This is a genomic window from Bacillus nitratireducens (assembly GCF_036320425.1).
GTDB lineage: Bacteria > Bacillota > Bacilli > Bacillales > Bacillaceae_G > Bacillus_A > Bacillus_A nitratireducens.
The window spans coordinates 585732-597386 of record NZ_JAUMJO010000005.1; the positions used below are offsets into that span (position 1 = coordinate 585732).

Below are 11655 nucleotides of genomic sequence, written 5' to 3' on the forward strand. Positions count from 1 at the left end.
TTTTTCACCTCAAGTTTATAGTAAGGAAAGTATAAGAAGGAGTCAAAGAAATCAGTTGATTTTTGAATATCCTTGAGAATATGACAGGCTTCAACTATAATTTAAAATGATATGACAGAAAATTCTGATGTTGATTCTTTTCATAAATTCCCTAATAAGGAGTGTTGTATATGATGCCTTTATATTTTCCTGAAGATAAAACGGAGTATATTATTCCAGGTATTGTTTGCGTTCTATTTATCGTCGGTGCGGTTGCTACGTGGCGTATGTTTATTCGTATATCAAAACGAGAAGCAGAGCGATTGCAGAAAGTAGAAGAAAAGCTTTTAGCTGAAAAGAAACAGTAATTCATTTTTGTATGTTTCCCTCTATGCTCGGACAATCTAAGGGCAGAAAGTATTTTGGAGGGAATAGAATGAAAAAACGGCTTTTTTTCAGTTGTTGTTTATTATTTCTAATGGCGGGTTGTGACCAAGGGAAGCCGAAAGAAATTGATGTGAAATTACATAATGCTTCAGGTGATGAAGTTGGGACTGCAAAAGTAGCTCAGCAAACAAGTGGAGTGAAAATTACGATCAAAGCCGAAGGGTTTACACCAGGGCCGCACGGGCTACATGTACACGAAATCGGAGAGTGTAAAGCGCCTAGTTTCGAATCATCTGGGAATCATTTTAATCCAGATAATAAAAAACATGGGCTCCTCAACCCAAAAGGTGCGGAAAATGGTGATTTACCGAATGTAGTGGCGGATGGTTCTGGAAAGATTAAAGCAGAAATCGATGCGCCGCATATAACGCTTGAAGAAGGAAAAACGACGATTCATAGGAAAGATGGCGCGTCTATTATTATTACAGAAAACGCTGATGATGGCATGACACAACCAGTAGGAAAATCTGGTGACCGAATTGCTTGTGGGGTTATTGTTAAAAAAGCGTCGGATATGAAGAAAAAGTAGAAGCTACCGTGAAAGGTAGCTTTTGTTGTTATGAGAATGTATGGTGTAGTCTGTTTAAAATTTCTTCTAAAACAGATCGTGGGCAGCCTATGTTAATTCGGATATGGGTTTCCCCGCCTGTCCCGTATTTCTCACCAGGTTCAACGATGATTTTACCTTTCTCTTCAAGTAATGCTGTTCGTTCATCTTGAGAAAGGTTCAAGCGGGAACAATCAATCCACAGTAAAAAACTACCTTCTGGTTTAATTACAGAAAGAGCTGGTATGTGATTTTGAATATACTCACAAGCAAATTGAGCATTATCTTCAACGTACAATCGAATTTCATTTAGCCAATCATTACATTCTGTATACGCGCTTTGCATTGCTGTATAAGCAAATGTATTTAATCCGTGAAATCCTTGTCTATGTTGGATAGACATAAAGGCATTACGGAGATTTTCATTCGGAATAATAATGATTGATGCTTGTAATCCAGCGATATTAAATGTTTTGCTCGGAGCCATACAAGTAATAGTGCATGCTGCTAATTCTTCAGATAAAGAAGCAAACGGTGTATGAGTATGGCCTTTATAAATAATATCGGCGTGAATTTCATCGGCGACAACGGTTACATTATATTGCGTACATAAAGAACCGAGCTTTGTTAGTTCATTTTTCGTCCAAACACGTCCAATAGGATTGTGAGGGCTACAAAGAAGCATTAGTTTTACACCTTGTTTAAATTGAGTTTCTAGATGCTCGAAGTCTATCTTATATGTGCCATTTTGTTTAAACAAGGGACTCTCACATAATTGTCTATTATTTGTTTTGACCATTTCAAAAAATGGTGGGTAAATAGGAGGTTGTATAAGTACAGATTCTCCTTCTTGCGTTAATGCTTGTATGCTCGTACTAAGAGCTGGAACGATGCCTGCACTAAATACAATCCACTCTTTTTTTATATCCCAATCGTATTGGCTTTTTGTCCAATCGCAAATAATATCCCCAATATTTTCTGGAGGAATTGTATAGCCGAAAATAGGATGTTCTATACGCTGTTGTAATGCAGTTTGAATTGGTTTTGGTACTTCAAAATCCATATCTGCAATCCAGGCATGGAGAAGTTCTTCGTTTTTATATGTATCCCATTTTGTACTGTGTGTACCACGCCGATTTACCGTTTTATGAAATAGTTGCATATGTTTGCCCCCTTCTTCTGTAAAACCGTTAAAGTTATGAAAGTTCTCTCTCTTCTTATAGAATAGCTGATGTGATAGGATAAAGAAAAGTATTAAAAAGTGAAAAGGCGGGAAGCGAATGGGTACATATGAAAAGATGATAGAGTTTGTGAAGAATTGGGATCCGTTTCAAATGGGGCCGGAGTTTTATGAAACAGAAGCGAGCGATGTTGTGAACGTCGTAAGTGTGTTTGACGATCCAAAATACATCGCCAAAAAGATTCAACATATATACTTTATGTCTTTTGAGGAAGTACCAGCGCTTGAAAAATGTGAGAAGTTAGCTGTGGAATTACTTGTAATAAAAGAAGGCGGAAGTTGTTCATTGTAGGCTGTCGGAATTTACGACAGCCTTTTTGTTTATTTTAGTTCGTTCGGATTGATTAAAGTTGCGCTTCACAGTGCGGAAAACGTCATGATTTCTTCATAAACATGCTCGGGCTTTTCTTCTGGTAGTAAGTGCCCTGTATTTTCGTAAGAGATAAATGTTGAATTAGGTAAATCTTTATGGAGACGGTGTCCTACATGTACAGGGACGACGCGATCTTTTTCACCCCAAATGAGTAATACTGGTGTTTCGATTTTTTGTAATTCAGTTGAAGATAGGTCACCTTCACGGTCCCTTATCATTCGAGTTAGGGCAGGGAATATACGATCATCATAAAAAGGGGCGGAGTAACCTTCTTTCATTTCATCGTCAATTAATGAGTGATCATGAACGACATTCATTAAGTTGTGAACGATACCGCGCCGTATAATCCAGTTCTTTACGTATAAATGAAAGAACGGTAAATAAGAAGAATACATTAAAGGTAAGTTTGCGCGTGCTAAATAGCTAGAGCTACATAGTAAAATCGTCTTTGAGATTAGTTCAGGACGTATACGGTTTACATAGAGAGAAATTTGCCCACCCATAGAATGACCAACTAATACAATATTTGAGAGAGATAAATGTTCAATTAAATCGATAATAATCGTTGCTAAATTGTGATAAGAATACTTAAAGAGATGAGATTTATCACTTTTTCCGAATGGTGGTAAATCAAGGGCGATTACTGTGCCTTCCTTTGTTAGTAAAGGAATGAGTCGTCGATAGCTAAATGAGGAAGATAGGAAGCCGTGAACGAGTACGAAAGTAGGTCGCTCTTTTTTATTATTATGTTCATACAATTCGTAATGAATAGTAGTGCCGCGAGTGGAAAAAGTGAAGTAAGGGCATTTGCATTCATGGTTCATTTTTTGTCACTCCATTGATTTTTGTTCATATCATCTCCAGGTAAGAAAAAAATATGTTAACAAAAAAAGGCAAGATGACGATGTCATCTTGCCTTTCGTTTATTCATTATTACCCGCGCACAATATTAGGTGGTGTTTTTCCTTGTAATCCTGCAACTAAATTTTCAGCGGCTGTCATAGCCATTTGCTGTCTAGTTTTTAATGTTGCAGATCCAATGTGCGGTAAAGTCACAACATTTTGTAATGATAAGAGCGGATTATCTTTTTGAATAGGCTCTTGTGTAAATGTGTCGATGCCAGCTGCAAAGATTTTCTTTTCTGTTAATGCATGAATTAATGCAGTTTCATCTACTGTTTTCCCGCGAGAAGCATTAATGAAAATTGCTGTTTCTTTCATCAATGAAAATTCCTTTTCACCAATAAGGTGATACGTTTCATCTGTTAATGGAGTAAGAAGAATAATAAAATCAGATTGTTTGATTAGAGTTTGTAAATCACAATATGTAGCATCAAATTTTTGTTCAGCTTCTTCTTTACGGCGACGGTTATAATAAAGAACGTTCATATCAAATCCGAATTTCGCTCGTTTTGCAACGGCTTCACCAATTCGGCCCATACCGATAATACCGATTGTACTATGGTGTACATCCAGTCCGAAGTGCTCTTTTCTAATTTCGGCATTCCATTCACCATTTTTCACGTAGGAGTCGAGTTCGCAAACACGGCGACTAGCAGATAGCATAAGGGCGAAAACGAGGTCAGCTACTGTATCATCTAGTACATACGGTGTATTCGTTCCGATGACATTTCGCTTTTCCATCGCTGTTAAATCAAAATTATCGTAACCGACAGAAATGTTACTCACTACTTTTAAGTTAGGAGCTACATCTAACAATTCTTCATTAATAGCAGATCCGAAATTTAATAACCCATCTTTATCTTGTATTTTCTCCAATAGAACATCACGAGGTACTTTCTCGTTTTGATCCCATTTTTCAAAATCACAGTGTTCTGATAAATAGTTTTCTACACATGTTGGAACTGGTGCGGCAATATATACTTTTGGTTTCACGGTTCCATCCCCTTTCGCTTTATCACACATTTTCCCGCTGATTCAAGTTTCACTTCATTTTGACATAATTCTCTAAAAAAATCTTCTTTTCAAACTGGAAAGGGTATTTGTATAATTTAGACACAAACGAAAAGGAAGGATGATTTATATGGTGACAGAAAAAGAATTAGAATTATTAGCTTGTCTTGAAAAAAGTAGTCGATTATCTGTAGATACATTAGCGAAGCTGTTAAATATAGAAGTAGAAGAAGTGAAGAAGATTGTTGCGAAATTAGAAAGTGAAAAGATTATTGTGGACTATGTAACACATATCGATTGGACAAAAGTGAAAGAACATACTGGTTTAACAGCGATGATTGATGTGAAAGTTACGCCAAAGCACGGTGTGGGGTTTGATGCGGTTGCTGAACAAATTTATCGTTATTCAGAAGTGAAATCCGTGTATTTAATGTCAGGGACATATGATCTTTCTATTACATTAGAAGGGAAGACAATGGGAGAAGTAGCGATGTTTGTTTCTGAGAAATTAGCAACGATTGAATCTGTCGTTTCTACGACAACACATTTCATTTTGAAGAAGTATAAACATGAGGGCATTATTTATGAAAAAAACGATGATGATAAGCGAATTGTGGTGACACCATGAAGCAATTTGAACTATCTAGAGCGGCAGAATCTTTACAACCATCTGGTATTCGAAAGTTTTTCGATTTAGCAGCAAATATGAAAGGTGTTATTTCCCTTGGGGTAGGAGAGCCAGACTTTGTTACACCTTGGAATGTAAGGCAAGCATGTATTCGTTCTTTAGAACAAGGATATACGTCATATACAGCAAATGCAGGATTATTGGAGCTCCGTCAAGAAATAGCAAAGTATCTAAAAAAACAATTTGCAGTATCTTATGATCCAAACGATGAAATCATTGTTACGGTTGGAGCAAGCCAGGCGTTAGATGTAGCGATGCGCGCCATTATAAATCCTGATGATGAAGTGATCATTATTGAACCGAGCTTCGTTTCTTATGCACCGCTTGTATCATTAGCTGGAGGAGTTCCAGTTCCTGTAGCGACTACTTTAGAAAACGAGTTTAAAGCACAACCAGAACAAATTGAAGCGGCTATTACAGCGAAAACAAAGGCAATATTACTTTGCTCCCCCAATAATCCAACAGGTGCAATGTTAAACAAATCTGAATTAGAAAAGCTAGCAGTTATTGTTGAGAAGTATAATTTAATCGTGTTATCTGATGAAATTTATGCAGAGCTTGTATATGACGAAGTGTATACAAGTTTCGCGAGCATTCAAAACATGCGTGAACATACGATTTTAATTTCAGGATTTTCAAAAGGATTTGCGATGACAGGATGGCGTCTTGGGATGATTGCAGCCCCTGTTCAATTTTCAGAATTAATGCTCAAAATCCATCAATATTCAATGATGTGTGCACCAACGATGTCTCAATTTGCAGCACTTGAAGCATTACGCGGGGGAAATGATGAAGTAATTCGAATGAGAGATAGCTATAAGAAACGCCGCAACTTTATGGCGGCATCTTTCAATGAAATGGGCTTAACATGTCATGTACCAGGCGGGGCATTTTATGTTTTCCCTTCTATAGCTTCAACCGGACTATCTTCAGCAGAATTTGCAGAACAATTATTATTAGAAGAACAAGTGGCTGTTGTTCCTGGAAGTGTGTTTGGTGAGAGTGGTGAAGGATTCATTCGTTGTTCATATGCAACATCGCTTGAGCAACTTATGGAAGCGATGAAGAGAATGGAACGGTTCATAGAGAATAAAAAAAGGACAAAACATAATACGTTTTGTCCATAAAAGGGGGGGAATACTAGAAAGCCATGTGTTAGTATTCTATCCCAATATTGGAGAATTATACGTATTGCAGGAAATTTTTTCGTGAATTTTGAATGAGTTCTATCATAGTGGTATAATTTACTAATATAAGGTGTGAGTATCCTCGGTATTTTACTTAAGGTACTTATTCACCAATCGGATATTTAATAATAAGTACATCTGTTTTGCAATCTACATTTGTAGAGAAAATGGTAAACGTATGGGAGTGTTTCATATGTCAGAACAATATACAACAGGAGTGGTTGTAACAGGGAAAGTGACTGGAATTCAAGATTACGGTGCATTTGTAGCGTTAGATGCAGAAACACAAGGACTTGTGCATATATCTGAAATTACAAATGGATATGTAAAGGATATTCATGACTTTTTGAAAGTCGGCGATACAGTAGAAGTAAAAGTACTTTCAATTGATGAAGAGCACAGAAAAATGAGTTTATCGTTAAAAGCGGCGAAAAGAAAACAAGGAAGGATTCTTATACCGAATCCATCTAAGGACGGGTTTAATACGTTGCGAGAAAAGCTGACAGAATGGATTGAAGAGTCCGAGTTAACAAAGTAAAAGAGGAGCGCATATGAGCGTTCCTCTTTTACTTTATCTTATGATATATATTTGCAAATATGATTGCATGCAATCATATTCGTATGTCGGAGGTGAAGAGGACATACTGGTTATCGAATTTCGTTTGTTTCTGGGTGTGTACCAAGATTTTCAGATGGTTTAAAGAGTAAACCAAGATTGATAAGCCCAGATATACCAACGATGCCGTAAATAATACGTGCGAGAGCTGAGTTTTGTCCGCCGAAAATGGCTGCTACTAAGTCAAACTGGAAGAACCCGATTAGTCCCCAGTTTACAGCGCCAATTACAGTAAAGACTAATGCGATACGTTGCAATGTACTCATGAAAAAGCCCCCCTTAATTGTGAAGCATGAGCAAGCGGTGAGTTAATAAGAAAATTTAACTCCTTTATAGAATGGTGTAGTTTGGGTGTTTTTATACATAAAAAATGTACAAAAAAGGATGTATATACATCTATACCGAAAAATGCGAATTTTTATGCAAAAAATGAACTTTTTCTAAAAAATAAATAATGGTTACGTTTACAATTGTTGAATCGCTTGATTTACAACTTTAGTTTCGCTAAAGTGAATACAGAAATACATATACATAATTGGAGGGAAAAAGATGAGTACACATGTAACGTTCGACTATTCTAAAGCGTTATCCTTCATCGGTGAAAATGAACTAACTTATTTACGTGATGCAGTAAAAGTAACACACCATGCAATCCACGAAAAAACTGGAGCTGGGAACGATTTCCTTGGGTGGGTAGAGCTTCCGCTTCAATATGACAAAGAAGAATTTGCCCGCATTCAAAAATGCGCAGAAAAAATTAAAAATGACTCTGACATTTTACTTGTTGTAGGTATCGGTGGTTCTTACCTAGGAGCACGTGCAGCAATTGAAATGTTAAACCATTCTTTCTACAACACGCTTTCTAAAGAACAACGTAAAACTCCACAAGTGCTATTTGTTGGACAAAACATTAGCTCCACTTACATGAAAGATTTAATGGACGTACTAGAAGGTAAAGACTTCTCTATTAACGTTATTTCCAAATCAGGTACAACAACAGAGCCTGCAATCGCATTCCGTATTTTCCGTAAATTATTAGAAGAGAAGTATGGAAAAGAAGAAGCTCGCAAACGTATTTATGCAACTACAGATAAAGCGCGTGGTGCCTTAAAAACATTAGCTGATAACGAAGGTTACGAAACATTCGTAATTCCAGATGATGTTGGCGGCCGTTTCTCTGTATTAACGCCAGTTGGTTTATTACCAATCGCGGCAAGTGGCTTAAATATTGAAGAGATGATGAAAGGTGCAGCTGCTGGTCATGATGACTTCGCGACATCAGAACTGGAAGAAAACCCAGCTTACCAATATGCAGTAGTTCGTAATGCCCTATATAATAAAGGGAAAACAATTGAAATGCTTGTTAACTATGAGCCAGCACTTCACTACTTCTCTGAGTGGTGGAAACAGTTATTTGGTGAAAGTGAAGGAAAAGATCAAAAAGGTATTTTCCCATCTTCAGCAAACTTCTCAACTGACTTACACTCATTAGGTCAATACATTCAAGAAGGTCGCCGTGATCTATTCGAAACAGTTCTTAAAGTAGGTAAATCTACACACGAACTAAAAATCGAATTAGATGACAACGATTTAGATGGATTAAACTATCTTGCTGGTGAAACGATAGACTTCGTAAACACAAAAGCATACGAAGGTACATTACTTGCACATAGCGATGGCGGAGTACCAAACTTAATCGTAAACATCCCTGAATTAAATGAGTACACATTCGGTTACCTTGTATACTTCTTCGAAAAAGCATGTGCGATGAGCGGCTATCTATTAGGCGTAAATCCATTTGACCAACCGGGAGTAGAAGCATACAAGAAAAACATGTTTGCTTTACTTGGTAAACCAGGATTTGAAGAATTAAAAGCAGAATTAGAAGAGCGTTTAAAATAATTAAAAGCGATCGGGTCTCCGATCGCTTTTTGTTATTTTACGGAAAGGTACATCGGTATATTCAAACTAGAATGGGTATGCTAAAGGAAAAGTCTAGGAGGGATGGGCTTGATTCCGATTCAATCAAATTTAGAAGGACGTACATATGCGTTATATAAGTTAGAAGAGATTATGAAACCACTTGGATATAGTATTGGCGGCAATTGGGATTATGATAAAGGATGCTTTGATTATAAAATTGACGAAGAAGAAGGGTATCAATTTTTGCGCGTACCATTTACAGCAGTGGATGGAGAACTAGATGTGCCTGGTGTAATAGTCCGTCTTGAAACACCGTATATTCTTTCGCACGTATATCAAGACGAACTAGATGATAATGTTAATGCTTTAACAGCTGGAACGAGTGGATTGGATCAATTTGCGGAGCCGCAAGATCCAGATGGAGATGTGAAAAGAAAGTATGTCAATATTGGTAAAGTATTGGTACAAGAACTAGAAAATCATTTTTTTAATGGTGAATAACAATGAGTATGTCGCTTTCGATGAGAATGGAAGAATGAACTGGATTGATCATATATTGCTCGTCGCGCTTTACACCTAGTAAGAGAATGTTTTGCTTTAAAAGAGTATAGCTACAATTCGCAAAGGATTGTCCGGTGCAGGACGGGGGAATTTCCATCAGTTGTAATTTGTTATCAGAGATTTCATCGTAAAGTGAGAATAGTACACCTGAAATAGAAGGGAATAAAAGAGAAGCAGTAAATACATAGCTCGTTAATTTATTTCCTTCTATAATTTCTGATACGCCAGCTCGCGTTGCATTTTGAATTTGATCAGAAGTAAGAAGTTCAGCGATGCAGTGAATGTTTGGATTAAGTCCTTTTGCAGTTAAAATATTCAAAATGGATTCTGTATCTGCTAAGCTTTCGTTCTTCTCTTTGTCCGCTGTTATTAATATAGTGTGAGCTGTTGTGATGTTAGCTTTTAATAAAGTTTGGTCGTGATGTGGACAACCTTTTATAAATTCTAAATGATGAAATGGCTTTGGAAGTAAAGAAAGTGTTTCATCAATTAAAACGATATCAAGGTTCGGTTGCAATATGTGCATTTGTTTTACAACATGTTTTGCTCGCTCATTCCAGCCGACGATAATCATATGACCATTAGAGGTAGCAGCGTCTTCTCCTTTAATTTTCATATATTGTTTATTAATCATGTCGGTGGCGAATAGAACCATATAATAAGAACAAAATCCAGTTCCTAATAGAATAATACCTATACCAATAAGTTTTCCTATCGTTGTATGGGGGGCAAAATCGCCGTATCCAACGGTGAAGATGGTGACGATTGACCACCAAACCCCGTCGAACCATGTGGTGAAGTGAGCTGGCTCGAGTGTATGTATAAGAAAGCCAGAAAAAGCAGTAAGTACAATAATAAAACAAATTAAACGAAAAATAATGGAATCACGAAATGTATCTACTAAATTCGCGCGGGATTTCAAATTCTTATTCCTCCTTACTTTGCAGGACTACATTCATTGTTACCATTATAGAAAAAAGAAAAACTCTCTAATTAAAAAGAGAGTTTTTTCATATTACATACTTTCTACTTCAGTTTGTTGAACACTTTCAAGGTGCTGAAGAGCATAATAAACATCAGCAGTATGTCTTTTTTGATCGATAGACAATTTCAAATGTAAATAGTGCGAACCATTTTCCAATGTTTTGAGCTTCATGTTCTTAACTTTTATATCCATTTCTTTTATTTCTTCAATTACGGTCGGGATATTGTCCATATTTCGTACAACAAGTTTCACTGCGATATCACGTTGACGAAATGATCTAGGACCGACGAATTTCATCGTTAATGGTATAAGTTCTACACTAATCATAAGGAAACACATCCCGAAAATCGCTTCGATATAGAATCCGGCTCCAACGGCAATACCAATACCGGAAGCACCCCAAATCATAGCAGCAGTCGTTAGCCCTGCAATACTATCATTTCCTCTTCTTAAAATAACACCAGCACCTAAAAAACCGATTCCTGATACGATTTGTGCAGCAAGTCGAAGTGGATCCATATTCATATGATCGGTATGCGGTAAGTTGTAAGCGGCTTTAATAGAAACAATCGTCAGGAGGCAACTAATTATAGAAATAACTAAACACGTTTTTAAACCAAGTGGTTTACGTTTTAATTCGCGCTCTAAACCGATGGCGAATCCTAAAATAGCTGAAAGACCTAGTTTGATTAATAAATCGGTGTAGTCCATATATATTCCTCCTTGTATGATATGGTATATGAATAAAACATTTATATAGAAAGAAATGTTTTTGGGTAGAGTGACTTTATATAGAATATATGTAGGAATTACTTATACATGAAAGAGATATTTCGTTTAAGTATATGATATTAAAAAAGAAATGTAGTTACTTTAAAAAAAGTTTTCAAAAGGTGTTGCATTTCATTTTTCTGCATGATATATTAATAACCGTCGCTGATGCGGAAACGCAGAAAACGTCAAAAAAGAAATTGAAAAACTTAGTTGACATCGAAAAACGAAGATGTTAACATAAGGAAGTCGCAAATGAGCGACTAAGTAGTTCTTTGAAAACTGAACGAAACAAACAACGTGAACGTCAATTTTTATTTTTAGATGCTAGACAAACTAACTTTATTGGAGAGTTTGATCCTGGCTCAGGATGAACGCTGGCGGCGTGCCTAATACATGCAAGTCGAGCGAATGGATTGAGAGC

At 36.7% G+C, this 11655-nt stretch carries 14 protein-coding genes and 1 rRNA gene; 9 read left to right on the forward strand and 6 right to left on the reverse strand.

The annotated features are described in order from the left end of the window. The first annotated feature begins 170 nt into the window (after positions 1–170). On the forward strand, positions 171–347 hold the full coding sequence (locus Q3V31_RS21865) for a hypothetical protein (protein WP_000982767.1): 177 nt from the start codon (positions 171–173) through the stop codon (positions 345–347). Positions 348–415: 68 nt separating this feature from the next. Beyond that, complete coding sequence (sodC, locus tag Q3V31_RS21870; RefSeq protein ID WP_000746500.1) at positions 416–955, forward strand: superoxide dismutase [Cu-Zn]; 540 nt, start codon at positions 416–418, stop codon at positions 953–955. 28 nt (positions 956–983) lie between these two features. Here sodC and Q3V31_RS21875 read toward each other — a convergent pair whose 3' ends face one another. Beyond that, entirely contained in the window at positions 984–2135 is a 1152-nt protein-coding gene (locus Q3V31_RS21875; RefSeq protein WP_001175867.1) for a MalY/PatB family protein, read from the reverse strand. 118 nt (positions 2136–2253) lie between these two features. Between Q3V31_RS21875 and Q3V31_RS21880 the strand changes: the two genes are divergently transcribed. Then, positions 2254–2505 (forward strand): YugE family protein, encoded by a 252-nt coding sequence (locus tag Q3V31_RS21880; RefSeq protein ID WP_000537628.1) that lies wholly within the window; start codon positions 2254–2256, stop codon positions 2503–2505. Between the two features lie 65 nt (positions 2506–2570). On the opposite strand, the gene Q3V31_RS21885 is transcribed toward Q3V31_RS21880, so the two are convergent. Together Q3V31_RS21885 and Q3V31_RS21890 are read right to left on the reverse strand one after the other, a co-directional pair. After that, positions 2571–3410, reverse strand: a complete 840-nt coding sequence (locus tag Q3V31_RS21885) for an alpha/beta fold hydrolase (protein ID WP_001015152.1) — start codon at positions 3408–3410, stop codon at positions 2571–2573. A gap of 109 nt (positions 3411–3519) precedes the next feature. After that, positions 3520–4512: a 2-hydroxyacid dehydrogenase gene (locus Q3V31_RS21890; protein WP_002077723.1), complete on the reverse strand. Its 993-nt coding sequence runs from the start codon at positions 4510–4512 to the stop codon at positions 3520–3522. Positions 4513–4630: 118 nt separating this feature from the next. Between Q3V31_RS21890 and Q3V31_RS21895 the strand changes: the two genes are divergently transcribed. From Q3V31_RS21895 to yugI, 3 genes are all read left to right on the forward strand, one after another. Then, positions 4631–5128 carry an Lrp/AsnC family transcriptional regulator gene (locus Q3V31_RS21895; RefSeq protein ID WP_000255689.1) on the forward strand — a complete coding sequence of 166 codons (498 nt, stop codon included), beginning with the start codon at positions 4631–4633 and terminating at the stop codon, positions 5126–5128. Then, complete coding sequence (locus Q3V31_RS21900; protein ID WP_016130770.1) at positions 5125–6315, forward strand: aminotransferase; 1191 nt, start codon at positions 5125–5127, stop codon at positions 6313–6315. Before Q3V31_RS21895 ends, Q3V31_RS21900 begins: the two co-directional genes overlap by 4 nt. Positions 6316–6568: 253 nt before the next feature. After that, positions 6569–6913 carry a S1 domain-containing post-transcriptional regulator GSP13 gene (yugI, locus tag Q3V31_RS21905; protein WP_000003767.1) on the forward strand — a complete coding sequence of 115 codons (345 nt, stop codon included), beginning with the start codon at positions 6569–6571 and terminating at the stop codon, positions 6911–6913. A 110-nt stretch (positions 6914–7023) separates the two neighbouring features. Here yugI and Q3V31_RS21910 read toward each other — a convergent pair whose 3' ends face one another. Beyond that, entirely contained in the window at positions 7024–7257 is a 234-nt protein-coding gene (locus Q3V31_RS21910) for a DUF378 domain-containing protein (protein ID WP_000105788.1), read from the reverse strand. A gap of 283 nt (positions 7258–7540) precedes the next feature. On the opposite strand from Q3V31_RS21910, the gene Q3V31_RS21915 reads away from it, so the two are divergent. Next, positions 7541–8893 carry a glucose-6-phosphate isomerase gene (locus tag Q3V31_RS21915; RefSeq protein ID WP_000103668.1) on the forward strand — a complete coding sequence of 451 codons (1353 nt, stop codon included), beginning with the start codon at positions 7541–7543 and terminating at the stop codon, positions 8891–8893. 108 nt (positions 8894–9001) lie between these two features. Then, positions 9002–9415 carry a YugN-like family protein gene (locus tag Q3V31_RS21920; protein ID WP_000612337.1) on the forward strand — a complete coding sequence of 138 codons (414 nt, stop codon included), beginning with the start codon at positions 9002–9004 and terminating at the stop codon, positions 9413–9415. Here the strand turns inward: Q3V31_RS21920 and Q3V31_RS21925 are convergent. Then, positions 9402–10397, reverse strand: coding sequence for an ion channel (locus Q3V31_RS21925; protein ID WP_000842159.1), 996 nt, complete (start codon positions 10395–10397; stop codon positions 9402–9404). The two genes, Q3V31_RS21920 and Q3V31_RS21925, sit on opposite strands and share 14 nt — an antisense overlap. 93 nt (positions 10398–10490) lie before the next feature. Further along, positions 10491–11171 carry an MgtC/SapB family protein gene (locus tag Q3V31_RS21930; RefSeq protein WP_000386680.1) on the reverse strand — a complete coding sequence of 227 codons (681 nt, stop codon included), beginning with the start codon at positions 11169–11171 and terminating at the stop codon, positions 10491–10493. Between the two features lie 402 nt (positions 11172–11573). Between Q3V31_RS21930 and Q3V31_RS21935 the strand changes: the two genes are divergently transcribed. Further along, a 16S ribosomal RNA gene (locus tag Q3V31_RS21935) occupies positions 11574–11655 on the forward strand; the annotation flags it as partial.

Excerpts from the sequence above, each read along its gene's own strand:
- Q3V31_RS21865 (WP_000982767.1), top strand. The coding sequence starts at position 171 with ATGATGCCTTTATATTTTCCTGAAGATAAAACGGAGTATATTATTCCA.
- sodC (WP_000746500.1), top strand. The coding sequence starts at position 416 with ATGAAAAAACGGCTTTTTTTCAGTTGTTGTTTATTATTTCTAATGGCG.
- Q3V31_RS21875 (WP_001175867.1), bottom strand. The coding sequence starts at position 2,135 with ATGCAACTATTTCATAAAACGGTAAATCGGCGTGGTACACACAGTACA.
- Q3V31_RS21880 (WP_000537628.1), top strand. The coding sequence starts at position 2,254 with ATGGGTACATATGAAAAGATGATAGAGTTTGTGAAGAATTGGGATCCG.
- Q3V31_RS21885 (WP_001015152.1), bottom strand. The coding sequence starts at position 3,410 with ATGAACCATGAATGCAAATGCCCTTACTTCACTTTTTCCACTCGCGGC.
- Q3V31_RS21890 (WP_002077723.1), bottom strand. The coding sequence starts at position 4,512 with ATGTGTGATAAAGCGAAAGGGGATGGAACCGTGAAACCAAAAGTATAT.
- Q3V31_RS21895 (WP_000255689.1), top strand. The coding sequence starts at position 4,631 with ATGGTGACAGAAAAAGAATTAGAATTATTAGCTTGTCTTGAAAAAAGT.
- Q3V31_RS21900 (WP_016130770.1), top strand. The coding sequence starts at position 5,125 with ATGAAGCAATTTGAACTATCTAGAGCGGCAGAATCTTTACAACCATCT.
- yugI (WP_000003767.1), top strand. The coding sequence starts at position 6,569 with ATGTCAGAACAATATACAACAGGAGTGGTTGTAACAGGGAAAGTGACT.
- Q3V31_RS21910 (WP_000105788.1), bottom strand. The coding sequence starts at position 7,257 with ATGAGTACATTGCAACGTATCGCATTAGTCTTTACTGTAATTGGCGCT.
- Q3V31_RS21915 (WP_000103668.1), top strand. The coding sequence starts at position 7,541 with ATGAGTACACATGTAACGTTCGACTATTCTAAAGCGTTATCCTTCATC.
- Q3V31_RS21930 (WP_000386680.1), bottom strand. The coding sequence starts at position 11,171 with ATGGACTACACCGATTTATTAATCAAACTAGGTCTTTCAGCTATTTTA.